Origin of the sequence: Aeromonas sp. QDB20 (genome assembly GCF_027707805.1) — a bacterium.
In the GTDB taxonomy this organism is placed as follows: Bacteria; Pseudomonadota; Gammaproteobacteria; order Enterobacterales; family Aeromonadaceae; genus Aeromonas; species Aeromonas dhakensis.
The window spans coordinates 285,199-308,701 of record NZ_JAPCJC010000001.1 but is presented as its reverse complement, the minus strand read 5'-3'; the positions used below and the strand labels follow the sequence as shown (position 1 = coordinate 308,701).

Below are 23,503 nucleotides of genomic sequence, written 5' to 3'. Positions count from 1 at the left end.
TCAGGTGCTGGGGGCGAGCCTGCGCCCGCCCCTCACCTTTTCTTTTGTTATGCCGACGCTTGTTGCTCCAGCTTGCCCAGTTCGCGCAGGATCTGCTCCGGCGTGAAGTGCCACTTGCGCAGCCAGACACCGCAGGCGTCGTGGATGGCGGTGGCGATGGCGGGCGCGGCGCCATTGACCCCGATCTCCGAGATGGACTTGGCGCCATAGGGGCCGACCTTGTCATCACTCGGTACCAGGAAGGCCCGAAAATCGCGCGGAATGTCGCCAATCTTGGGCGCGCCATAGCTCTTCAGATCCCGGGTGAGCGGGATCCCCTTGCCGTCGTAGCAGATCTCCTCGGTCAAGGAGTGGCCGATGGCCCGCATGGTCGCCCCGTAGATCTGGCCGAGCGCCAGCTCCGGGTTGATGGGGGTGCCGCAGTCGAGCAGGGCGTAGAACTTGTCGAGCCGGATCTGGCCGGTTCTGACGTTGACCGCCACCTCGGCGAAGTTGGCGCCGTACGGGAAGGCGAGCTCCGACGTGATGTAGCTGGCAGTGCCCACCAGGATGCCGAAGCCGGTACCGGTCTCGGCCTTGTGGGCCAGCTTGGCGAGGCTCACCTCCCCCAGCTTGCCGCGCACCAGGCCCGGGAACGCCAGCTCAACATCGGCTACCGGCTCGCCCAGCATGGCGGCGCCGTGCAGCAGGATCTTCTCCTTGAGGTTCTCGGCCGCCTTCTTGGCCGCGTTGCCGGAGAAGCAGGTGCCTGACGAGGCGTAGGCCCCCTTGTCGAACAGGGCGTGGTCGGTGTCGCCCGAGATGACGTGCACATCCCCGAGCGGGCAGTGCAGCACCTCGGCGGTCAGCTTGGCCACCACGGTATCGAGGCCGGTGCCGATATCGGCGCCACCGGAGTGGACGATAAAGGTGCCGTCCGATTCCAGCTTGACCATGCAGTTGGCCTGATCGATGTCCGGGATCCCCGATTTTTGCATGATGATGGCAACGCCACGACCGATGCGCCAATCCCCGTCGGCGGGTTTGGGGCTGTCCCAGGCAATCAGCTCGCGACCCTGCTTGAGGATGGGTTCGAGGGCACAGCTGGCCGCATGGGGCACAGAAGTCGGCATCTTGCCCTCGCCGATGGCCCCCAGCACCTTGAGGATGTCCCCCTCGTGTACCCGGTTGTGCTCCACCATGTCGAGCTGGTCAATCCCCAACTTTTCGGCAAGTTCGGCGATGGCCATGGTCAGCGCGAAGTTGCCCTTGGGTGCGCCGTAACCCTGATAGGCGCCGGTCGGACAGATGTTGCTGTAGTAGGTGTTGACGGTAAAGCGCACGTTCTCACACGGATAGAGCGGCAGGGAGAGCGCCGGGCCGTTGCTCGGCACCGTCAATGAGTGGTTGCCGTAAGGGCCGGTGTTGGCGCGAAAATCCATGTCGATGGCGGTGATGGTGCCATCTTTCTTGGCCCCCACTTTCACCTTCACCTTGGCCACGTGGCGGGAGGTGTTGCTGATGAACTCCTCTTCCCGGGTGTAGCGGAAGGTGACCGGACGGCCGGTGACCCTGGTCGCCCAGGCGCACACCTCTTCCAGCAGGATGTCCTGCTTGGAGCCAAAGCCGCCCCCTACCCGCTCCTTGATCACGTGCACCTGGTGCTGCTTCATGCCGACGATGCGCGCCACCTGACGGCGCACGTGCCAAGGCACCTGGGTGGATGCGTGAATGACCAGACGATCACCATCCATGTAGGTGAAGCAGATGTGCGGCTCGGTCGGGCACTGCTGGGCCTGGGTGGATTCGTAGGTGCGCTCGACAATTTCATCCGCCTCGGCAAAGCCCTTGGCCACATCGCCAATCTGGCCATGGACGCTGGCGGCCAGGTTCTCGTGCGGGCGAGAGCCGATGGGGAAGTTGATGATCATATGCTCGTCGCCACGGCGCACCGAGCAGGCGTTCTGCTGCTCCAGATCCGCCGGCGCTCCGGCCATGTAGACGATGGGCTCGTCGTGCACCAGCGGTGCATTGGGGGCCATCGCCTCGTCTATGCTCATGACCGCCGGCAGCACCTGATACTCGACCTCGATGAGTTTGAGCGCCGCCAAGGCGATGGCTTCGCTCTCGGCCACCACGGCGGCCACCCGATCCCCCACGTGGCGCAGCTTGCGGCCAAACATGCGGCGATCGAGCGGTGACGGCTCGGGGGCACTCTGGCCACCCGGGGTGTAGTAGACATCCGGGCAGTTGAGGTGGGTGATGACATGCACCACCCCCGCCATGGCTTCGGCGCGGCTCACGTCGAGTTTGGTGATCACCGCATGGGGATGGGGGCTTCGCAGCATCTTGATGACCAGCGCATCCTCGGTGACCCTGTCCTCCACGTAGCAGGGTTTGGCCTGCACCATCTTGGCGGCGTCCACTTTCGGGCAGCTCTTGCCGATGTGGCGCAGATCGTCACGAAACTCGGGGGCAATCTGGCACAGGTAATCGGGATCCTTGAGGCGCGAGCTGGCGAGCTCGATGGCCTGATAGAACTGCTGGTAGCCGCCATCGCGGTGAAAGAGGCCCGAGAGGGCGTCGTCGATTTGATCACGGGTGGGTTCGGGATGGCGATCAAGCAGGTCGGTGACGATGAGCGCCGCGGCCGGATCGTTGTAGCCGGACTGCACCACGCCCACGTCCACCATGGCCTGCTGCACAAGACTGAGCTGGTTCCAGCTGCCCAGCGACTCGGCGGTGCGCACCTCTGCCCCCTCCAGCTGGGCTGCGATCAGCAGGGAGGCGTTGATCACCTTGCCATTGAAGAGGATGGCGTCGGAGCCGGCAAAGCCGAAGCCGTCGTCGCTGTTGCGCACCGAGTGCATCCGACACTGGTTGAACAGCACCCGCTGGGCATTCTCGCCAGCCGGGGCGATGACGGTGCGCAGGGCACCGTTCAGGGTAAAGTTGAGTTCCATCATGCCTGTACCTCCTGCTGCTGGCACTCCACCAGCAGATCCGCCACCACCACGCCGCTGATATAGCGCTTGTAGGCCACGCTGCCACCGAGATCCGCGCGCGGCGCAATCAGTGCGCTCACTGCCGCCTCCAGCGCTGCATCCCGCAGCTCATGACGCTCCACGTCCCGCAGGCGCATCGGTTGCGGCGTGCCCCCCGCCAGGGCGACCCGCATCTCGCCAAGGGCGTCGAGGGCCACCGCGGCTGTCATCACCGCCAGACCGTCGGCGTTGCGGCTGATGCGGCGAGTGGCGCAGCGCAGCTCGGGCTCAGGCAGCACCACCCCCAGCACCAGCTCCTTGCGCTGGCCCGCCAGGTAGGCGTCGATGGGCTGCAGCTGGTTGTTCTCCAGCACCACCACGGCTTCGAGCACCAGCAGCACCGGCAGCAGGGGGGAGTCCTGCTGTTGGCAGGCAAGTTCGCCACCGAGAGTGGCCTGATTGCGCAGATGGCGGGAGTAGACAAACCCCAGCGCCTCGCACAGGGCGGCCGGGGTACGGGGATCATCTTTCAGGGTCTGCAAGGTGACGGTGGCGCCGATATGGAGCTGGCCGTGCTGCTGCTCAATCTGGCCAAGTCCGAGCTTGTCCAGCGAGATGGCGACCTTCTTGTCAGTGCGGGTCGGGGCTGCGTTGAGCTTGCTGCCGCCCCCCATGTAGACGGCGTCGTTGCCAAAGCGGGCCTTGAGTTCCAAAGCCTGACCCAGTTGTTCGGGTCGGAAGAATTGCTCAATCATGTGTCGTCCTTACTCTTGCAGCCCGCCGCCGGGCAAATCCACAGGGCGGGCAATCCAGTCCAAAACGTGCGGAAGGTGGCCTCAGGCCAGCTGATCCATCCGTTGCCACAGGCGGCTCGCCACCTTGCTGGCCTGTTGATAAATGGGCTCGACGTCAAAGGCGAACTCGCGATCCTGATAGACCATGCGACCCTCTACCATCACGCTGTTGACCGAGGATGAGCCCATGCCGAAGGCGAGATGGCCACCGAGGTTGCGCGGCGCCAGCGGGGTCGGTGCGGCGTAATCACAGATGGTGAGGTCGGCCTTGTAACCTGGCTCCAGGCGGCCAAATTTGGCGCCGAAGTTGCGCTCCAGCAGGGTGTTGCCGTTCCAGAGGAAGCGGGCAAAGCTGTCGGGCCACAGGGCGCCGCCGGCATCCTTGTGCTTGAAGTAGGCAAACTTGAGCTCTTCGAGCATGTCGGAGCCGATACCATCGGTGCCAAGCGCCAGGTTGCGAAACTGTGGCAGGTGCATGTTGTAGCCCACGTGGTTGTTCATGTTGGAGCGGGCGTTGTGCACCAGGAAGGCATCGCGGCTGTTGAGCAGCTCGATGTCAGCCGGGCTCAGGTAGATGCCGTGGGCGATCAGGGTCTTGCTGTCGACAAGGCCAAACTCGTCCAGCCGGGCGATGGGCTCCTTGCCATGGTGGTGGTGACCGTGGGCCATGTCGTAGCGGTCTTCCGCCACATGGATATGCAGACCGCGACCGGTGACCTGCACCGCTTCGCGCAGCATGGCGAGCCCCTCGTCGGGCACGGTGAAGGGGGCGTGGGCGCCGATATGAGCCTCCACCAGATAGGGTTCGCTCCCCTTGGCTTTGGCCGCATCGATCTGTTGGGCGAACAGGATGTTCTCCTCCACCCCGGCCTGCAGCTCGGCGAGGCCGCCGTTGCGATCCGTGGTCTCGAAGCAGGTCATGCCACGCAGACCCGCTTCCACAAACCCTTTGCGCAGCACGTTCAGGGAGCCCTTGATGAAGTTGGGCGAAGCATGGTGGTCGATCACCGTGCTGCAGCCGCTCTTGATCGCCTCCAGCGAGCAGATGAGGCCGCTGTAGTAGAGGGACTCTTCATCGAGCGCCCGATCCAGCCGCCACCAGAGGTTTTTCAGGGTGGAGATAAAGTCCGGGCAGGGGGCGATGTTGGCCATGATCCCCCGCGACAGGCCGGAGTAGAAGTGGTTGTGGGCACAGACGATGCCTGGCATCACCAGCTTGCCGCCCATCTCCCGATAGTTGGCCTCCGGGTAGAGGGCCCGCAGATTGGGCCCCACCGCCTTGATAAGCGATCCTTCGATGGCGATATCCACCCCTTCCAGCACCCGGGTCGGCTCCAGCTGGACGGCGGTGACGTTCTTCAGAATAAACATGGTTGGCTCCTTCGCTTATTCGTGGTTCGCTCAGGCCGCGACGGCCCCCAGCAGGTAGTGGTGATGGGCGTGGACATGGCTGATGATCCGGCACATGTCGCCGAGCGCCTCGGGCGCATCCTGGATCCGGCTCTGGGCGTCTATGGTCAGGCGATAGATCTCGCCGCCCTGACGCACCCGCAGTTCGCCACCGTCAGCCAGATAGAAACCGGGGTTGCGGCTGTTGTCGAAGTCCTCGGGCAGGCTGAAGATGGTGACCTTGTCCTGATAGGGCTTGCCCTGCCAGGGGCAGAACTGGGCGCAGTTGCCGCATTCGTTGCAGTAGGCATCCAGGTGCAGGGTCTGGAACTGGTCCTTGAAGCCAGGCACCGCGATGGCGACGTTGGCCCGGTTGGGGCAGACATCCACGCACTTGCTGCAGAGGTAGTTGCACTCGAGGCAACGGTGCGCCTCTTGCGCCACGAAGGCATCCCGCTCCCCCTTGTCCACCAGGGTGACGGCGATGTTTCCCTTGCGGCGGTAGATCTCGTCCTTGTCAGACGGCTGGCTGGTCACATCACGCTGCTGGCTGGCGATATGCTCACGGGCCAGCACCAGATCCGCGGCGCGGCGGGCACCGCCGATGGCACCGACGATGGAGGACGGGCCGCTCTGCACGTCACCGATGAGGAAGACGTTGCGACGGCTGGTTTCGCCGCTCTGACCATCCACCTCGGGCCAGCCATCGCTGCCAAGGGGAATGCCCATGGCTTTCAATACCTCGCAGTCAGGCTGCTCGCCGATGGCGGTGATCAGCGCATCCATCTGCATCACTTCGGTCTGCTCGGTGGGCACCGGACGGCGGCGGCCCTGTTCGTCAGGTTCCCCCAGCGCCATCATCCGCACGACAAGCTTGCCATCTTTGTCAAAGCGCTCCGGATTGGTGAGGAAGCAAAAACGTACTCCATCCTCCACCGCTTCCAGAACCTCCTCGCGATAGGCGGGCATCTCTTTCTCGCTACGGCGGTAGATCACGGTCACATCGCTGACACCGGGCACCTTGAGGGCGGCGCGGGCGCAGTCCATGGCGGTGTTGCCGGCACCGATCACCGCCACATGGCGGCCCAGCGGCAGCGGTTTGCCCTGATTGAAGCTGCGCAGGAAGTGGAAGGATTTATAAATCCGCTCGTGTCCCCCATCGAGGCACATGCCGCCATTCTTGTCGGCGCCGATGCCGACGAAGACATAGGCAAAACCCTGAGCGTGCAGCTTGTCGACGGTAAGCGCCGGATCGCAGCCAAACTCGAACTTGACCCCGTGGGCGGCGACAAAATCGATGTCGTGCTGGATCAGCTCCGCCGGAATGCGGAACTCGGGGATGATGTGTTTGACCACGCCACCGGCATCCGCTTCGCGCTCGAACAGGGTGACCGGGTGACCGGCGCGGGCCAGGAAGTAACCGGCGGAGAGACCGGCCGGGCCGGCGCCAATCACCGCCACCGGGTGTTTGTCACCGCTGCCTGCCGGCTTGTGCCAGCGGGCCTTGTACCCTTCCCAGCCACGCTCCAGCGCCACTTTTTTCAGCTCACGGATATTGAGCGGGCTGTCGTAATCCAGACGGGTGCAGTTGTACTGGCACTGGTGATCGCAGATGTGGCCGGTGATGGCGGGCAAGGCGTTGCGCTGATAAATCAGCTCAAGGGCTGCCACATACTCTCCCTCGCCCATCAGGCGAATGTACTCGGGGATATCCTGATGCACGGCGCAGGCGGTGACGCAGGGCGCCACGTAGCAGTCGGTCAGCGGCAGACCGCCGCCCACTTCGATACGATCGTCAGACTTCCACTCCTTCTGGGTGTAATCCATGGTGAGCGCCTTGGCGGCAAGCGCCTCCAGCTTGGCCACATCCACCTGAGCCATGGCCCAGCTATCGGAGGCGTCGATCTCGTTGAGGCACTCGATCTGGCGCAGGTAGCCGCCCGGTTTGAGCAGGTCGGTCGCCATGGTGATGGGACGAATGCCGGTCTCGAAGATCTCGGCGATGTTGAACTTGCTGGCACCACCGGAGTAGGAGATGGGCAACTTGCCATCGAAGGCGCGGGACAGCACGGCCGCCACGTTGATGGAGAGGGGGAACAGCGCCCGGCCGGACATATACATCTCATCGCCGGGCAGTGCCCCCTTGCGGTTGATGGTGCCGAGGGTGTTGGTGAGCTTGACCCCGAAGGTGAGCCCTTTCTCGGCCCCCAGCGCCATCAGACGGGTCAGCATGGCCTTGGCCTGATCCAGCTTGAGGTCGTGATCGAACGACGCTTCGCTCAGACCAATGTAATCAAAGCCGCAGGTATCGAGGATCTCGCGCACCCGCGGGTAACCCAGCAGGGTCGGGTTCAATTTGACGAAGGTGTTGAGCCCCTTCTCTTCCAGCATGTAGCGGCAGATGGCCTCAATTTCGTTCGGCGGGCAGCCGTGCATGGTAGAGAGGGTGACGCCGTGCACCAGCTTGGCCGGGATGCGCTCCACCAGCTGTTGCAGGCGAGCGCGTCGCGTCCCCAGTCCCAGCTCGGCGATAAACTGCTCGTCAGCCACGAGGTCTCGCACCACCTGCTGGTACTCGGCAAATTTCGGACTTTGGCTTGCATCCATCAGGCTGTGGATGAACTGCTGCATCGGCGGCTGTTTGATGCCATCGAGGTTGTACCCCACGCTCATGTTGAAGATGAAGGACTTGGCCTCTCCGTCGAGGCGCGGGTCGAACACCTCCTCCAGCAGATAGAGGGCAAACCAGGCCTTCAGGTACTCGTCAAACGCCTTGGGCAGGGTGAACTCGGTGGACCACTCGGTGTTGAAACACTCGTCTTCGGCATCGATGCAGGGCTTTTCCAGTTCGAGACGGTCCAGGATCTGCACCGTCTTGAGCTCGATAAAGCGCCCGCCGGTCAGCCAGGAAGTGACGATGTTCTGGGCCAGCTGGGTATGGGGGCCGGCTGCAGGGCCTATGGGGGTCTCGCAGGTTTCACCGAACACCTTGATCTTGCGCTCGTCCTGCTTGCGATAGAATTGCGCGGCGGGAATGCCGAAGATGGATTGACTCGCTTTATATTCCGAGAAGATACGGACCAGAAGGTTCTTGAAGGGAACGGGTCGCATAATATCGCCCATGTTGATCTCCTTGCAGCGGCACTGCTCATTGACAGGGTGAATAAATGGGGCCCATCCACAACCACGCATAAAAAGCCCCTTGAAACTGACAAGAGCAACAATCAGGCCAGCGCCGGATCTTTTTATTTTTCAGCCATAAAAACGTGAGGCACCTCCAATTAATAAAACATCGAAAGCCGATACCAGTTTCGACAATGAGAGTGGCTATCAACACCGAAATTAAATAATGGAAACGCCGCCCTTGTTGCTGAAAATGATCTCACTTTGGCGCGGCGTTCTATCAGTTTGATAAAGAGCGAGACCAGCGCCATTATCAGGCCGGCCAGGATGATAACGGCCGCTGTTGGCCCCTGATAACGGGTTAAACAAAGGGATAAATATGCAAACCAAGGCCGGGCAAGCTCCTGCCAGCCGACCGGTTCAGCGCTCGAATGCTTCGGTTGCCAGCAGCGCCTGATAGCGCTCCGGGGTGTCCACATCCTGCAGGATGGCGGCGCTCTGCACCTCGATGAAACGATGGGGGTGCGTCAGCAGCCAGCGGCGCACCGAACCCTGTGCCGGTGCCGCCGCCAGTGCCATGGCAAGGGCTCTGGGCAACAGCACGGGGTGGCCCGCCTCCCCCTGATAAGAGGGAAAGAGGGTCTCGTCCCCCCGCGCCTGCCAGAGCGTGCGGTACACCTCGGGGGGGATGCAGGGCAGATCGCCGTGGCTCACGAAGAGGTGATCGCTGGTACAGGCGGCGAGCCCCGCACGGATGGAGCTGCCGAGCCCCTGTGCATAATCATGGTTGTGCACCAGCCGGATACGGGGGTGATTGACGTAGCGGCTGATCAGCTCATCGGCGCGATGTCCCACCACCAGAATGACCCGGTCACACAGCACCAGGGCATTTTTGAGACTCTCATCAAGAATCGTGCTCTGGCGATACGGTAGCATCAATTTCCACGCGCCCATTCGTGATGAGAGCCCGGCCGCCGTAATTAGGCAGTCACACCGCTCGCGCGAATGCCAGTGCTTCTCACTGACCGCGCCTCTATTTTCATCGGTCGTCGCCATGGCTATTTCATCACCCATTCTGCTCACCTCGCCAAATATCGAGAGTGTATTAAACCCGCTCACCGAAAATATTGATGGGCGTACCACTTTAATTAGTCTTTGCGGCGCCGGAGGGAAAACCAGCACCCTCTTCTGGCTGGCCGACTATTTCCATCAACAGGGCAAGAAGGTGCTGCTCACCACCAGCACCCGGATGTTTCTGCCCGCCCCCTCCTCTCGGCGCACCCTGCTGATCGAGGCCGACCCCATTCGTCAGCTGACCCGCTGCCAGGCGCTGCCCGATGAGCCGATGCAACTGGTGCTGTTCAGCCACCTCGATCGGGCCAGCGGCAAGGCGGTGGGGCCGAGCCCTCAGCAGATCGATCTGCTCAAGGGGCAGCAACGCTTCGACATCATCCTGGTGGAGGCGGACGGCGCCCATCACAAGTTATTGAAAGCGCCCGCTTTGCACGAACCTTGCATTCCTCGGCACAGTGATTGGGTGATCGCCCTGGTGGGCGGCGCCATGGTGGGCGCCAGCGCCGACCCGGCGCAGATCCACCGCTGGGCTGAATTGCAGGCCCTGTGCGGGATTACGGCCGGTGAACGGCTCGACTGGGCCCTGTTTGACCGGCTCATCGCCCACCCCGAGGGGGCGTTCAAGGGCACCCCGCCCGGGGCGCGCCGGGTCTGGTTTATCAATGGCGATTATCAAAATGAGCAGCAGTGGCTGCCCGCCCTGATAAACCTGCTGCAACGCCACCCCGAGCTCCACGCCATCTGGCAGGGGGCCGTGCGTGAACCCGGCGCCATTCACCATGTTTGCTGTCGGCCTGCCCCCGAAGCCGCGCAGTCGCTGACCCGTTAAGGATGATACGAGGTACCTTATGAATCTGTTTGCACACGCTGCCCGACTGGAGCAGGAGAACACCCCCTTTGCCATGGCCCAGATCATCGAGAGTCGCGGCTCCACCCCGCGCCATCAGGCCCAGATGCTGGTGATGGCCGATGGCCGGATCCTCGGCACCATCGGCGGCGGCATGATAGAGCGGCTGGTGATCGAAGAGGCCGTGGCCGCCATTGCCGAGCGCAAGCCGCGCATCTTCCACGGCCGGATGGCCCGCAACGGCGAACATGCGGTGGGCTCGGATTGCGGCGGCGCCATGTCGGTCTATATCGACGTCTACGGCCTGCGCCCCCGCCTGGTACTGATCGGCGCCGGCCACGTCAACCGGGCACTGGCCCATGCCGCGGCGCCGCTCGGCTTTGATATCCATGTGGGGGATTGCTTCGAGGGGAGCCTCAGCCCAGATCTCTTCCCGGCCGACACCCACCTGCAGCAGGCCGACACCATCAGCGCGGTGATCGAGGCGCTGGCCATCGAGCCCGCCAACTTCGTCATCATCGCCACCAACCACCAGGACAAGGAGGCGCTGGAGCGGCTCATCAGCCGTCCCCTCGCCTATCTGGGGCTGCTCGCCAGCAAGCGCAAGGTGCAGACCTTCACCCAGGCCCTGCGCCAGCAAGGGGTGAGCCAAGAGCAACTGCAGCGGCTGCACGCCCCCATCGGCTACAACATAGGTGCCGAAACCCCCGAGGAGATCGCCATCAGCATCCTCGCCGAGCTGCTGCAGGTGAAAAACGGTAAAGCGGGTGGTCTGATGCAGGATGACGTGCGCCTCAAGCGGGATCAGCTGGTGGTGATGCGTGGCTCCGGCGATATCGCCACCGGGGTGGCGCTGCGCCTCTACCATGCCGGTTTCAAGGTGGTGATGCTGGATCTCGACAAACCCACAGTGATCCGCCGCACCGTCGCCTTCGCCCAGGGGATGTTCGACGGTGAAACCCGCGTCGAAGGAGTGCGAGCCAAGCGGGTGGAGAGCGTCGAGCAGGCGTTCGAGCAGCTGGATCTGGGCGTCATACCGCTGCTGGTTGACCCCGACTGCACCACCCTTGCCGAACTCAAGCCCCGCTATCTGGTGGATGCCATCCTCGCCAAGCAGAATCTCGGCACCCACAGGGAGATGGCCCCCATCACGGTGGCCCTTGGCCCGGGTTTTGAGGCGGGTCGCGACTGCGATGCGGTCATTGAGACCAACCGCGGCCACCATCTGGGCCGGGTCATCTATCAGGGCCCTGCCCAGCCCAATACCGGCATTCCCGGGGTGATCGAGGGGCACTCCACCCGCCGGGTGGTACGCGCCCCTGTCGCCGGAGTGATGAAGAGCCTGAGCAAGCTCGGCGATCTGGTGCAGGAGGGGGATGTGATCGCCCATGTGGGGGACGCCCCCATTATCGCGCCGCTCTCCGGCATGGTGCGGGGGCTGCTCAGCGATGGCATCGAGGTCACCGTCGGCTTCAAGATCGGTGACATCGACCCCAGGGGCGAGCGGGCCGATCCCACTACCGTCTCTGACAAGGCGCGAGCGATCGGTGGCGCCGTGCTGGAGGCCATGATGCATTTGGCCCAGCGCAGATAAACCAGCGCGCCAACAAAAAGGGCCCGCCATGATGGCGGGCCCTTTTCCATGCTCGTTCCTCTAATCGGCTTAGCCCTGCTTGACCCGGGTCTCCCCCGCCACCGACACCACAGAGCGCTTGCCCTTGCGGCTGATGACGAGAAGCGCCAGCACGATCAGGGCGATACCGCTCCCCTCCACCGGCCCCGGGTTTTCACCAAGCAGCCACCAGGAGAGCAGCACGCCGCTCACCGGCACCGCCAGGGTGCTGAGCCCGGCGATCCCCGCCGGCAGCTTTTTCAGCACGAACAACCAGAGGCTCCAGGCCAGCGCCGTGGCGAAGATGGCGCTGTAGGCGAGCGCACCGAACACGTAGGGCTGCCAGTCGATGGGTCGCTCCGGCACCAGCGCCGCCACCAATGCCATCACCAGGGTGGCGTAGATCATCTGCCAGGTGGTGAGGGACATGAGATCCACCGCAGGGTGGCGGGCATACATCCGCTTGGCGATGATGGCGCTGATCCCCCAGCAGATGCCGGAGGCAATCCCCAGCAGCGCGCTCTTCATGGAATCCAGGTGCAGCTGCCAGGGCTCGATCACCAACAGCAGGCCGCAGGCGGCCACCCCGACCGCCAGATAGTGGAGCTTGCGCATCCGCTCACCCAAAAAGAGCGCCGCGAAGATCACCACCCAGAACGGCATGGTGTAGCTCAGAATGGCCACCTTGCCCGCCCCGCCGCTGATGAGCGCCCACTGGGCCAACCCCACCATGCCGCAGGTCTGGAACAGGGCGATGGCGAGGGTATAGCGAAACGGGGTGGGTGTAAGGTATTGGCGTCCGCGCAGGCACTGCACCAGCAGCAACACCAGGGATCCGCACAGGCAGCGCAGGGCGGTGAACTCGAACGCCCCCGCGTAGAGCATCACCTGCTTCATCACGATCCAGCTGTAACTCCAGATGGCGGTGAGCAGGATCAATCCCCCCAACGCCGCCATGTTCAACTTGCTATTCATTGTGCTGCCTTGTTGCTGCGGCGGCCGGTGCGTCCGCCATTCGGGGCGCAATCTTACTCCTCTGCCGTCCCCCTGCCCACCGCGGATAAGAGCTGGCCGGCCCATGCTTCCCTCTGCCAATCCCCTGTACCAGCCAACAGAAAGGGGGCCTTGGGCCCCCTGTTTGCAACCATCAAAGACGAGGCTACAAGCTGATCAGGGTGCCGGTCTTGCCGGCAATGCCGTCAGCGGCCTTCTCCAGCAAGGTGATCAGGGATTTGCGCCCCGCCATGGAGGTGGCGAACGAGAGCGCCGCCTCCACCTTGGGCAGCATGGAGCCTTTGGCAAACTGCCCTTGGGCGATAAAGTGCTGGGCATCCCCCACGCTCAGCTGATCGAGCCACTGCACCTCGGGCTTGCCGAAGTTGATGGCGACCTTCTCTACCGCAGTGAGGATGATCAGCATGTCGGCATCGATGAGCTCCGCCAGCCTGGCACTGGCCCAATCTTTGTCGATCACCGCGCTGGCACCGCGCAGGTGGTTGCCCTCGCGCAGCACCGGAATGCCGCCACCACCGACAGTGATCACCACCTGACCGGCTGCCAGCATGGCAGAGACGGTCTCTTTCTCGATGATGTCGATGGGTTTGGGAGACGCCACCACCCGGCGATAGCCGCGACCGGCATCCTCTTTGAGCCGCTCGCCCTTGGCCATCAGCGCCTCGGCCTCCTCCTTGCTGAAGAAGCCGCCGATGGGTTTGCTGGGGTCGAGGAAGGCAGGATCGTTTTTATCCACCTCCACCTGGGTCACCAGGGTGGCAACCGGCTTGTGAATGCCGCGCTCAAGCAGGGCCTCGCGCAGGGCGTTTTGCAGGTCATAGCCGATGTAGCCCTGGCTCAGGGCCACGCAGACCGACATGGGCAGATGGGGCGCCTTGGGATCGTGGCGGGCCGCCACCTCGAACGCCTGCTGGATCATCCCCACCTGCGGGCCGTTGCCGTGGGTCACCACCACCTCGTGCCCCTGGGCGATCAGGTCGGCAATGGTGCCCGCCGTGCTCTGCACCGCCTTCATCTGCTCGGGCAGGTTGTTGCCCAGCGCATTGCCGCCAAGGGCCAGTACGATTCGCTGTTTCATCTTGTTATCTCCAGTGAGGGGACAAGCCGGCGCGATACCGGCCCACCTTTCGTTGTTCGCATAAGTTTGCGGGTTAGCCTGTTTCGAACGGATTGTCAGCCTGCCACTGTGGGACAAGGCCAGTGCCGATCCGGCGCCAAGGCCGGATCAAAGGGCGCTCTGGCCAGAAAACGGCCGTGACCACGGCGCCCCAGAAACTCGCCATCGCGAGCCACTATCTCGCCGCGACTCAGGGTCAGCCTGAGCCGACCGGGGCAGCGCATCCCCTCGTAGGGGCTGTAGTCGCCGTTGTCGTGCAGCGCGGCGTGACGGATCAGGGTCTCGCCACGGGGATCCATCACCACCAGATCGGCGTCAGACCCAAGTTGCAGGTTGCCCTTGCGCGGCCAGAGGCCAAACAGGCGCGCCGGGTTGGCGCTGGTGAGGGCCACGAAGCGGGACGGCGAGATGCGCCCGCCGAGCACTCCGTGGGCAAACAGCAGCAGCATCCGGTTTTCGACCCCGGGCAAGCCGTTGGGGCAGCGGCTGAAATCTCCACCTGACAAGGTCATGCGCTGGGCGTGGGAGAAGTTGCAGTGATCGGTCGCGACGGTGTCGATATCGCCAGCTGCGATGCCGACCCACAGCTTGTCCTGCTCGCTGCGCCCGCGCAGCGGCGGGCTCAACAGGAAGTCGACCCCGTTCTCCTTGTAATAACACTGCTCATCGAGCAACAGATATTGCGGGCAGGTCTCCACCCAGACCGGTTGCCCCTGACGGCGCGCCAGTTTCAGATACTCCAGCCCCAAGCCGTTGGAGAGGTGGACGATATAGAGTGGCGCATTGCCCGCGAGCCCCGCCAGATTGATCATCCGGGCGATGGCCTCCGCCTCGCACTCCAGTGGGCGGCTTTGCGGGTGATACCAGGGTTCATGGTGACCGGCGACCAATAGGGCCGCGCGGCGCGCCGCGATGGCGGCATCGTTCTCGGGATGGACGGTGGCAAGCGCCCCCACCTCCTTGAGGCGGGCCAGGGCGCGCAGCACGTCGTGATCCCCCAACTTGTACTGGTAGGTGAGATAGAGCTTGAAGCTGCTGATCCCCTCCTCCTGCACCATGGCGGCCATCTCGTGGAGGATAGCGTCATCCACATGCTGGACAACGCCGTGAAAGCTGTAATCGACCACCGCCTGATCGGCGGCATAGTCGTGATAGCGGGCCAGCTGGTGATGCAGGTTGCACCCCGCCGGGCCAAATCCCATGTGATCGACGATGGTGGTGGTGCCACCACAGGCGGCGGCACGGGTTCCGCTGAAAAAATCATCGCAACTGCGGGCAATCCCCACGTCGATGTTGAAGTGGGTGTGGACGTCGATGCCGCCCGGCATCACGTAACAGCCGCAGGCATCGATCACCTCGGTTTCGCTATCGGGCTGGATATCGGCGGCACGGGCACGGATCACCCCGTTCTCGATCAACAGATCCTGACGATATTCACCCTGTGCATCGACCAGCACGCCGTTCTTGATCAGCCGTTTCATCCACTCCCCCTCAACTCCTGTTGCCCTTCACGCAGCAAGCCCCGCCTGAGCGGGGCTGATCATGGTGGACAGGGACGCCAGTCTCCCTGCCCTGCGCTCTTACTTGTCCAGCTCCGCCAGATAGAGCATGGGGATCACGGCGTACATGGCGGCGCACTTGACCAGATGCTCCTTCCAGGTCTTCTCGTTCGGCGCGTGGGCTTCCGGCTCCTTGCCCGGGCCAAATCCGATCACCGGAATACCGTGGCGACCCATGATGGAGACCCCGTTGGTCGAGAAGGTCCACTTGTCCACCACAGGCGCCTTGTTGAACAGCTCGCGATAAGCCTTGGAGAGGGTCTTGACCGTGATGTGATCCTCTTCCACCTTCCAGGTCGGGAAGTAGCACTCGGTCGGGTAGACCAGACCTGTGTAGGCCGGACGGTCGTACTGGTACATGGAGACCTCGGCGCCGGCGGCTTGCACCGCAGGCAGGGCGCGGATCTCGTCGAGCGCCCCTTGCCAGGTCTCGCCCCAGGTGAGACGACGGTCGATGGAGACGGCGCAGCTGTCCGCCACGGCGCAGCGGCTTGGCGAAGTGAAGAAGATCTCGGAGACGGTCAATGTGCCCTTGCCGAGGAAGTCGTCATGGCCAAGGTTGTGACTGAGCTCCTGCAACTCGCCAAGGATGGGGCCCATCTTGAAGATGGCGTTGTCGCCGCGCTCGGGCGCAGAACCGTGGCAGCTCACCCCCTGCACCTCGACGCGGATCTCCATGCGGCCACGCTGGCCGCGATAGATGTTGCAGTCGGTCGGTTCGGTACTGACCACGAATTCAGGGCGGATCTTGCTCTGCTCTATGATGTACTGCCAGCAGAGGCCATCGCAGTCCTCTTCCTGTACGGTACCGGTCACCAGCAGGGTGTACTCGTCTTCCAGCCCCAGATCCTTGATGATCTTGCCGGCGTAGACCATGGAGGCCATGCCGCCTTCCTGGTCAGAGGCACCGCGACCACCGACTACCTCGTGATCTTCCATCCCCTCATAAGGGTCGAAGGTCCAGTTGGCCATGTTGCCGACCCCCACGGTATCGATGTGGGCATCCATGGCGATCAGGTGCGGGCCGTGGCCGATATAGCCCAGCACGTTGCCCATGGGGTCGAGCTCCACCTTGTCGAAGCCGACCTTCTCCATCTCCTGCTTGATACGCAGCACCACCCGCTCTTCATCGCAGCTCTCGCTCGGGATGGCGATCATGTCGCGCAGGAACTGAGTCATCTCGGCCTTGTACTGGTAGGCCTTCTCCAACACCATTTCAAACGGAATTTGCTTGCTCATTGTGATTCTCCATAACAACTGAGAGTGCGCGGCCTGTTCGTCGGCAGCGCCCTGTGCCCGTTACCGCGCCCCGTTGGTGAGGCGCGATCAGTTCTTCAATTCGTGTCTCTGTTCTCGCGGGGGATTAGTCGCAGGCGGGGTGCTTGCCTTCCCACACCACTTCCCGGTAATGGGCCACGTCGGTGTCCCCTTCGGTGTTGATCACCAGCACTACCGACTGCTCATCGAGCCCCAGCCGGGCCATCAGCGCCGCGCGATCCGGGTGGTGGCGCACCGCCGCCAGCACGCCGGTGCCGACCGAGCCGGACTCGCCGGAGATGATGCGGGGATCATCGCCAAGGGGGTTGCCGAGCACTCGCATGCCGAGCGCCGAGACCTTGTCGTGACAGGAGATGAACTGGGTGGTGCAGCCGCGCAGCACCGGCCAGCCAAGGGGATTGGGTTCGCCGCAGGCGAGACCGGCCATGATGGTGCGCATGTCGCCCCCCACGTTGACCATCTCCCCCGCCACGCCGGAGCGGTAGATGCAGTCGGCCTGATCCGGCTCGACCACGATACTGTGCAGATTCTTCGCCCCGAAGCAGTCCACCAGATAGCCGAGCACGCCGCCCGCCAGCGCCCCGACCCCGGCCTGCAGCAGCACGTGAGTGGGCTGTTGGATGCCCATGGCCTGCATCTGCTCGACCGCTTCGTCGGCCAGGGTGGCATAGCCCTGCATGATCCAGGTCGGGATCTTGGTGTACCCCTCCCAGGCGGTGTCCTGCACTATGTACCAGCCGCGCTCCTCGGCCATCTTCATGGTCAGGCGCACGGTGTCGTCGTAGTTCATGTCGGTGACGATGCACTCGGCCCCCAGCGCCAGAATGTGGTCCACCCGCTCCTGGGCCGAGCCCTTGGGCATGTAGACCACCGCATGCTGGCCCACCTGCTTGGCGGCCCAGGCGACGCCACGACCGTGGTTGCCGTCGGTGGTGGTGGCGAAGGTCATCGGCTCCTTGATGGTGCGCTTGATGAGATCGAAGGTGAAATCCTCCACCGCCACCCCGTATTTTTCACAGAGCAAGTTGGCGATGGCGTAGACCCCCCCCAGCATCTTGAAGGCGTTGAGGCCAAAGCGTTTGGACTCATCCTTCACCAGGATGTTCTTCACCCCGATATAGGCGGCGAGCGCTTTCAGATCGCACAGGGGGGTGGGCTCATAACCGGCCAGTTTTTTATGAAAGGCGCGGGCCTTTTGCGCCTCGATACGGGAAAACAGGGGCAGCGACTCACCGGTAAAGAAACGGTTATCGGCAATCTCCATCTTCAGGGAAAATTGGGACATGAATACCTCGCAAAGAGTCATCTCGCCGGGGATCATCGAGTGAAAAGCGCCCCGGGGAGAGAACCCGTGACAATCAATGCGTGATGACGACGGCCGGGCGGGCATTATTTCCCGCCCGGCCAGGCCATTATTTGACGCGTTTTTGCGCCTCTTTTATCAAGCTTTCGAGGGCGGCGCCCGGTGCCGAGAATTTACGGGCGACAATCATGGCGGCGATAATATAGGGCTTCCAGCTCGCCTCTTTATAAGTGGCGATCCGGTATTTCTCGAATACCCCTTCACTCACTTCCCCTTCCTTGCAGGAGACGCCGGAAATATCCGCCGGCAGGCAGTGCATATAGAGCGCCTCACCCCCCTTGGTGAGGGCCATCATCTCTTCGGTGCAGTGCCAATCCTTGTGCTTGGCGTTCTGTGCCAGGCAATGCTGCTCCAGCTCTTTCAGGCCCGCATGATCGTTGGCCCGCAGCAGCTCGGTGCGCTGCTCCATCACCTGATAGGGAGCCCAGGACTTGGGATAGACGATGTCGGCATCCTTGAACGCCTCTTCCATGGAAGTCACCTGGCGAAAGCTCCCACCGGAGGCCTTGGCATTCTCCCTGGCCACTTCGATCACGTCCGGGATCAGGTCATACCCCTCTGGATGGGCCAGGGTCACGTCCATGCCAAAGCGGGTCATCAGGCCGATGATGCCCTGCGGTACGGAGAGCGGCTTGCCGTAGCTCGGGGAGTAGGCCCAGGTCATGGCAATCTTCTTGCCCTTGAGGTTCTCGAGGCTGCCGAAGTGCTCCTGCAACCAGGCGAGATCAGCCATGGACTGGGTCGGGTGATCAATGTCGCACTGCAGGTTGACCAGCGCCGGGCGCTGGGGCAGCACTCCCTTCTCGAACCCTTCGTCGAGCGCGGCGCCCACTTCACGCATGTAGGCGTTGCCGGCCCCCAGGTACATGTCGTCGCGAATGCCGATGGCATCGGCGCAAAACGAGATCATGTTGGCGGTTTCACGCACCGTCTCGCCGTGGGCAATCTGGGACTTGCCCTCGTCCAGATCCTGCTGGGTCAGGCCCAGCAGGTTGAGGGCGGAGGCGTAGGAGAAGCGGGTACGGGTGGAGTTGTCGCGAAACACCGAGATGCCAAGACCGGTATTGAACAGCTTGGTGGCGATGTTTTCGGCGCGCAGTCCCTTGAGGGCCTCGGCCAGTTTGAGCACCAGCGCCAGCTCCTGAGGGGTCTGCTCCCAGGTCAGCAGGAAGTCTTTTTCATGCAGGTTGGACTTGAGTTCATTGATCTCTTTGATTAACTGGTTCACTGCTTTCATCGTTAGCCCCAATCTGTTGATGAGAAATGCATTGCTCCCCTTCCACTCACAGGTCACCGAAACAAGGGCCATTGGGTGAGTTCATCGGTCAGCGTCAAACAAGGGCAATCAATAAGCGTGCCAACGCATAAATAAGCGTGAAATAACCAGAAAAGGCGTCTTGAATGTGAGCCGGCGCACAGCCTTAAGCTATATGGCGCCCCGCCAAGGCAGGTGAGCCGGCTTATTTTAAAGCGGATGGCTGAGCGCTGCTGAAATAGCGCGAGAATAGGGTGATAGAAGGCCAAGCCGGCCCTGATAATTATCAGTCCGGCTATCACCGACACCTGCCAATTGATAGAAAGTGGGGCGACATTCTCATAATGATAACGCCGCGATTGTCGGTCACAACGCGGTCAAACGGGGCCGCCAGGCGACCCGCTGCGGGATCAGGCCTGCACGGCTATCTCGTACTTCTTTATCTTGCGATAGAGGGTGGCGATGCCGATCCCGAGTGCCTGGGCGGCCAGCTTCTTGTTGCCAAGGCGCAGCAGGGTCTCCTCTATCATCTGCTTTTCCATGTTCTCCAGCCCGTTTTCGCCAAGTGGCAGCGCCAACCCGCGCTCGACCTGACCGGCAGCCGGCTCTGGCAGGCTTGCCTCTGGCGATGACCAGGGAGCCCCCGTAGCCGATGCCGGGTTGCCAGCAGCAGGACCAAGCGCAGGGTCGGCCAGCACGCCATGGGAATAAGGGTCGGGCGAGAGCGGCATACGCGCGATCTGCGCCGTGCTGCGTGACGGCTCGTCCGCCCCGCTGCGCTGGTTGCGCAAGATGTTGGGGGGCAGCAGGATGCTCTCGATCACCTCCCCCGCCTGCACCACGTTCACCAGGTACTCGATGAGGTTGCTGAGCTCGCGCACGTTGCCCGGCCAGCGGTAGCCTTCGAGCAGAGCCATCACCTCCGGGCTGAGCCCCGGATACAGCAGGCCGATGCGGCTGGTGTGCAGGTTGAGGAAGTAGTGGGTCAGCAGCGCCACGTCCCCCTCCCGCTCGCGCAGGGGCGGCAGGTGGATGGGAATGACGTTGAGGCGATAGAAGAGATCCTCGCGAAACTTGCCCTCGGCGATGTACTGCTCCAGATGCTGGTGGGTCGCGGCTATGATGCGAATGTCCACCGGCACCGGCCGGCTGGCGCCGATGGGGGTCACCTCCCGCAGCTCCAGCACCCGCAGCAGCTTGGCCTGCATGGTGAGCGGCATGTCCCCTATCTCGTCGAGAAACAGGGTGCCCTGCTGGGCGGCCTGGATCAGCCCCTGCTTGCCGGTGCTGGAAGCCCCGGTGAAGGCCCCCTTCACGTAGCCGAACAGCTCGCTCTCGAGCAGCTGCTCGGGGATGGCGGCGCAGTTGATGGCGATGAAGGGCTTGTCACGGCGCGGACTGAGCCGGTGGATGGCGCGGGCCACTACCTCCTTGCCGGTGCCGCTCTCGCCGCACACCAGCACGCTGGAGGGGCTAAGGGCGATGCGATGGAGCAGCTTTTTCAAGGCTCGCATCGGCTTGCTCTCCCCGATCAGCATGCTGACTCCCTCGTCGGGTTCCAGCGGCGGGTTCGGCGTGCCGTGGGACTGGTGAAACGCCATCAGAAACAGCTGCTGGCCCTGCACGTGATGCAACTGGCCGATGATCAGCTCCTGGCGATCCCCCAGGGTGACGATGTGTTGCAGGTGGCCGGTCAACCCCTGCTGGGCAAAGGTGAGCGGCCGCAGCCCTATCTCGCAGCCCAGCAGCGCCTCCTGCTGGCAGTTGAGCTGCTTGAGCGCCACCTCGTTGGCGTAAAGCAGCTGGCTCTTCTCGTCGAGCAGCAGGCAGCCCTGATCCATGTGGTTCATCAGGCTGAGGAAGACCTTGTTGACCCCGTCCGACAGGCCGCGCGAGTCGAGCAGCTTGGCGACGAAGATGCTGGAGATGTGCTGCACATAGTCGCACACCTCCTGCAGGTTGTTGTTGAGGCGGGCCTGCTGCTCCGGGTTGAAGGCCACCAGGCTGATCACCCCGATGCAGTTCTCCTCCACCATGATGGGCACCCCGAGAAAGGCCCGCTCCCGGCAGCTCTCCTTGCAGCTGCACCCCTCGCAAACCGGATCCTCGCTGGTGTGGGTGACGATTTTCTCGCGCTGATGCTCGATGACGTAGCGCAACAGGCGGGAGTCCCCCTCCAGCTGGCGACCGAAGAACTTGCCGTAAGGGCCGGTTCCCGCCACCCGCACCATGTTGGCGTCCACGATTTCCACTTCCAGTTGCAGTACGCTGGCCAGCATCTTGGCAAAGCGCAAAATGGTGGGCTGGATCTGCATCAACAAACATTGGTTACTGACGGACATCATGTTGTAAATCCCCTGGCTCCCACCCCGGGTGGGATTCATGCTGGCCAGATACTATGCCAATTCGATGGCAGCGACTTCGCCGAGGATCACGAAAAGGGAACTTGCACCCGCCCCGCTCCCCGGAGTGAGAGCTGGCGCAGAGTGGGGAAGATAAAAGCCAAGGAGCAGGCCGCAGATATCATCTGGGGTACGCGAAAACGGTGAGAAAGGACGCCTCAACTGCCCAGATGCAGGGCCAGCCAGACTGCCAGCGGGATCACCAGCACCGAGAGCGCATTGCCGCCGAGCACGATACTGGCCACCTTCTCGGGCTGGCACTGGTACTGCTCGCACAACATGTAGTTGAGCACCGCCGGCGGCAGCGCCACCGACAGCATCAGAAGCGGGATCCAGGCCGGTTGCAACGGCAGCAGCCAGACCGCCAGCCCCAGGGAGATGCCACCGGCCAGCAGATAGAGCAGGTTGCACTTGAGGGCGAGCCCCAGGTGATCCAGCACCCCTTCCATCAGCCGGATGCCGAGGGCAAACAGCATCAAGGGCACCGAGATCTGGCCGAGCAGGGAGGCGCTGGTCACCAGGTATTCGGGCAGCGAAATGTGCAGATTGGCCACCAGCAGGCCGGCCAGGGCGGCCCACAGCACAGGGCTGCGTAACCAGAGCCAGCGGGAGGTGTTGGCCGAGAGGATGAACATGCCCACCGAGAAGTGGAGCAGGTTGGAGAGCACGAACAGTATGATGATGGCGCCCAGCTGCTGCTCGCCAAAGGCCAACACCATCAGCGGAATGCCGAGGTTGCCGGTGTTGCGAAACATGGCGGGCAGGATCAGGGCCGGTCGGCTGATGCTGCTAAGCCTGAGCAGGGAGAGCAACAACCCCGGCAGCAGGATCACCAGGGCCCCCGCCGCGATGAGCGAGAGGTGGGCCATCAGATCCAGCGGGTATTTGACCAGCGCCGAGAACACCAGCGCCGGGGTGAACAGCTCGATATTGGCCCGATTGACGTAACCCAGCGCGCCGCCCGGACGCAACCGGCCGTAGAGGGCGCCAAGCCCCACCACCGCAAACACCGGAATGACGATATTGAGCAGGGCGCTGAACATGGGCGAGTCCTTTACAGTTCGCGGGCGGGGGTTCCCATCAGCAGCACGGGATCCAGGGTCACTTCCTGGCGGCCGTTGCTCACCCAGAGCTGGCCGTCGGAGATGGTACAGGTGAGCTGCATGGTGCGCTCCACCATCTCGGTCAGCGGCAGGGTCTGGCTGTCGGAGAGCTCAATCACGGTGAGGTTGTCGTGCAGGCTGAGCTTGCCCTGGTTCTGCTTCCACCAGACGCTGGTGCCACGGCCGCCGTAGAGGTAGAGCACCACATGACGGGAGCGGTTGCACGCCTTCTTGAGACGGCGCTCGTCGGGCTGGCCGAGCTCGATCCAGAGTTCAATCTCGTCGGAATAGTTCTTGCGCCAGAGCTCGGGCTCGTCATCGGCAGAGAGGCCCTTGGTGAACTCCAGTCGCTCGGCGGCGTGCCAGGCGAAGGCCGCCAGCCGGATCATCATCCGCTCGTCGGTCTCGGAGGGGTGACGGGCCAGGGTGAGAGAGAAGTCCTGATAGAGATTGCGATCCATGTCGGACAGGCTGAGCTGAGCCTTGAATACGGTTGCCTTGAGAGCCATAGAAAACCTTGAATACCTTGGGAAGCGGGCCGGAATGAAAAACTGCGCGCCAGTGTAATCAAAATCGGCGGCCGGTTCGACCTCAAGCAGCACAGATTTGG

At 63.0% G+C, this 23,503-nt stretch carries 16 protein-coding genes; 2 read left to right on the top strand and 14 right to left on the bottom strand.

Annotated features, from left to right (window positions below):
* Positions 1 to 47 precede the first annotated feature (47 nt).
* The 5 genes from PG897_RS01330 to mocA form a co-directional block, all read right to left on the bottom strand.
* Complete coding sequence (locus tag PG897_RS01330; RefSeq protein ID WP_201883577.1) at positions 48 to 2,945, bottom strand: molybdopterin-dependent oxidoreductase Mo/Fe-S-binding subunit; 2,898 nt, start codon at positions 2,943 to 2,945, stop codon at positions 48 to 50.
* Positions 2,942 to 3,718 carry a molybdopterin-dependent oxidoreductase FAD-binding subunit gene (gene ygfM / locus PG897_RS01325; RefSeq protein WP_201883576.1) on the bottom strand — a complete coding sequence of 259 codons (777 nt, stop codon included), beginning with the start codon at positions 3,716 to 3,718 and terminating at the stop codon, positions 2,942 to 2,944. The genes PG897_RS01330 and ygfM overlap by 4 nt, the downstream gene beginning before the upstream one ends.
* 81 nt (positions 3,719 to 3,799) lie before the next feature.
* A complete protein-coding gene (gene ssnA / locus PG897_RS01320) occupies positions 3,800 to 5,128 on the bottom strand; it encodes a putative aminohydrolase SsnA (RefSeq protein WP_201883575.1) in 1,329 nt (442 codons plus the stop codon).
* 30 nt (positions 5,129 to 5,158) lie between these two features.
* Complete coding sequence (gene ygfK / locus PG897_RS01315) at positions 5,159 to 8,269, bottom strand: putative selenate reductase subunit YgfK (protein ID WP_201883574.1); 3,111 nt, start codon at positions 8,267 to 8,269, stop codon at positions 5,159 to 5,161.
* Positions 8,270 to 8,689: 420 nt separating this feature from the next.
* The gene (gene mocA, locus PG897_RS01310) at positions 8,690 to 9,325 is read right to left on the bottom strand and encodes a molybdenum cofactor cytidylyltransferase (protein ID WP_226013829.1); all 636 of its coding nucleotides are present in this window, start codon (positions 9,323 to 9,325) and stop codon (positions 8,690 to 8,692) included.
* Here mocA and yqeC point away from each other — a divergent pair.
* Together yqeC and yqeB are read left to right on the top strand one after the other, a co-directional pair.
* A complete protein-coding gene (gene yqeC, locus PG897_RS01305) occupies positions 9,324 to 10,172 on the top strand; it encodes a selenium cofactor biosynthesis protein YqeC (protein WP_201883572.1) in 849 nt (282 codons plus the stop codon). The two genes, mocA and yqeC, sit on opposite strands and share 2 nt — an antisense overlap.
* A 19-nt stretch (positions 10,173 to 10,191) precedes the next feature.
* On the top strand, positions 10,192 to 11,784 hold the full coding sequence (yqeB, locus tag PG897_RS01300) for a selenium-dependent molybdenum cofactor biosynthesis protein YqeB (RefSeq protein ID WP_201883571.1): 1,593 nt from the start codon (positions 10,192 to 10,194) through the stop codon (positions 11,782 to 11,784).
* Positions 11,785 to 11,853: 69 nt separating this feature from the next.
* Here the strand turns inward: yqeB and PG897_RS01295 are convergent, their stop codons facing one another.
* From PG897_RS01295 to PG897_RS01255, 9 genes are all read right to left on the bottom strand, one after another.
* The gene (locus PG897_RS01295; protein ID WP_201883570.1) at positions 11,854 to 12,777 is read right to left on the bottom strand and encodes a DMT family transporter; all 924 of its coding nucleotides are present in this window, start codon (positions 12,775 to 12,777) and stop codon (positions 11,854 to 11,856) included.
* 184 nt (positions 12,778 to 12,961) lie between these two features.
* Complete coding sequence (gene arcC / locus PG897_RS01290) at positions 12,962 to 13,894, bottom strand: carbamate kinase (RefSeq protein ID WP_201880672.1); 933 nt, start codon at positions 13,892 to 13,894, stop codon at positions 12,962 to 12,964.
* Positions 13,895 to 13,989: 95 nt separating this feature from the next.
* Positions 13,990 to 15,414, bottom strand: a complete 1,425-nt coding sequence (hydA, locus tag PG897_RS01285) for a dihydropyrimidinase (protein WP_201880674.1) — start codon at positions 15,412 to 15,414, stop codon at positions 13,990 to 13,992.
* A 99-nt stretch (positions 15,415 to 15,513) separates the two neighbouring features.
* Entirely contained in the window at positions 15,514 to 16,731 is a 1,218-nt protein-coding gene (locus PG897_RS01280) for a YgeY family selenium metabolism-linked hydrolase (RefSeq protein WP_270828702.1), read from the bottom strand.
* Positions 16,732 to 16,855: 124 nt separating this feature from the next.
* Positions 16,856 to 18,055 (bottom strand): diaminopropionate ammonia-lyase, encoded by a 1,200-nt coding sequence (gene dpaL / locus PG897_RS01275; protein ID WP_201880682.1) that lies wholly within the window; start codon positions 18,053 to 18,055, stop codon positions 16,856 to 16,858.
* Between the two features lie 127 nt (positions 18,056 to 18,182).
* Positions 18,183 to 19,370 (bottom strand): knotted carbamoyltransferase YgeW, encoded by a 1,188-nt coding sequence (ygeW, locus tag PG897_RS01270; RefSeq protein ID WP_201880684.1) that lies wholly within the window; start codon positions 19,368 to 19,370, stop codon positions 18,183 to 18,185.
* Positions 19,371 to 19,798: 428 nt separating this feature from the next.
* Positions 19,799 to 21,733: a sigma 54-interacting transcriptional regulator gene (locus PG897_RS01265; protein WP_201880686.1), complete on the bottom strand. Its 1,935-nt coding sequence runs from the start codon at positions 21,731 to 21,733 to the stop codon at positions 19,799 to 19,801.
* A 215-nt stretch (positions 21,734 to 21,948) separates the two neighbouring features.
* Positions 21,949 to 22,833: an AEC family transporter gene (locus PG897_RS01260; RefSeq protein WP_270828701.1), complete on the bottom strand. Its 885-nt coding sequence runs from the start codon at positions 22,831 to 22,833 to the stop codon at positions 21,949 to 21,951.
* An 11-nt stretch (positions 22,834 to 22,844) separates the two neighbouring features.
* Entirely contained in the window at positions 22,845 to 23,402 is a 558-nt protein-coding gene (locus PG897_RS01255) for a YaeQ family protein (RefSeq protein ID WP_010633897.1), read from the bottom strand.
* Between the last annotated feature and the right edge of the window lie 101 nt (positions 23,403 to 23,503).

What these genes read in the sequence shown, in the direction of transcription:
- PG897_RS01330 (WP_201883577.1), bottom strand. Translation starts at nt 2,945, where the DNA reads ATGATGGAACTCAACTTTACCCTGAACGGTGCCCTGCGCACCGTCATC.
- ygfM (WP_201883576.1), bottom strand. Translation starts at nt 3,718, where the DNA reads ATGATTGAGCAATTCTTCCGACCCGAACAACTGGGTCAGGCTTTGGAA.
- ssnA (WP_201883575.1), bottom strand. Translation starts at nt 5,128, where the DNA reads ATGTTTATTCTGAAGAACGTCACCGCCGTCCAGCTGGAGCCGACCCGG.
- ygfK (WP_201883574.1), bottom strand. Translation starts at nt 8,269, where the DNA reads ATGGGCGATATTATGCGACCCGTTCCCTTCAAGAACCTTCTGGTCCGT.
- yqeC (WP_201883572.1), top strand. Translation starts at nt 9,324, where the DNA reads ATGGCTATTTCATCACCCATTCTGCTCACCTCGCCAAATATCGAGAGT.
- mocA (WP_226013829.1), bottom strand. Translation starts at nt 9,325, where the DNA reads ATGGCGACGACCGATGAAAATAGAGGCGCGGTCAGTGAGAAGCACTGG.
- yqeB (WP_201883571.1), top strand. Translation starts at nt 10,192, where the DNA reads ATGAATCTGTTTGCACACGCTGCCCGACTGGAGCAGGAGAACACCCCC.
- PG897_RS01295 (WP_201883570.1), bottom strand. Translation starts at nt 12,777, where the DNA reads ATGAATAGCAAGTTGAACATGGCGGCGTTGGGGGGATTGATCCTGCTC.
- arcC (WP_201880672.1), bottom strand. Translation starts at nt 13,894, where the DNA reads ATGAAACAGCGAATCGTACTGGCCCTTGGCGGCAATGCGCTGGGCAAC.
- hydA (WP_201880674.1), bottom strand. Translation starts at nt 15,414, where the DNA reads ATGAAACGGCTGATCAAGAACGGCGTGCTGGTCGATGCACAGGGTGAA.
- PG897_RS01280 (WP_270828702.1), bottom strand. Translation starts at nt 16,731, where the DNA reads ATGAGCAAGCAAATTCCGTTTGAAATGGTGTTGGAGAAGGCCTACCAG.
- dpaL (WP_201880682.1), bottom strand. Translation starts at nt 18,055, where the DNA reads ATGTCCCAATTTTCCCTGAAGATGGAGATTGCCGATAACCGTTTCTTT.
- ygeW (WP_201880684.1), bottom strand. Translation starts at nt 19,370, where the DNA reads ATGAAAGCAGTGAACCAGTTAATCAAAGAGATCAATGAACTCAAGTCC.
- PG897_RS01265 (WP_201880686.1), bottom strand. Translation starts at nt 21,733, where the DNA reads ATGATGTCCGTCAGTAACCAATGTTTGTTGATGCAGATCCAGCCCACC.
- PG897_RS01260 (WP_270828701.1), bottom strand. Translation starts at nt 22,833, where the DNA reads ATGTTCAGCGCCCTGCTCAATATCGTCATTCCGGTGTTTGCGGTGGTG.
- PG897_RS01255 (WP_010633897.1), bottom strand. Translation starts at nt 23,402, where the DNA reads ATGGCTCTCAAGGCAACCGTATTCAAGGCTCAGCTCAGCCTGTCCGAC.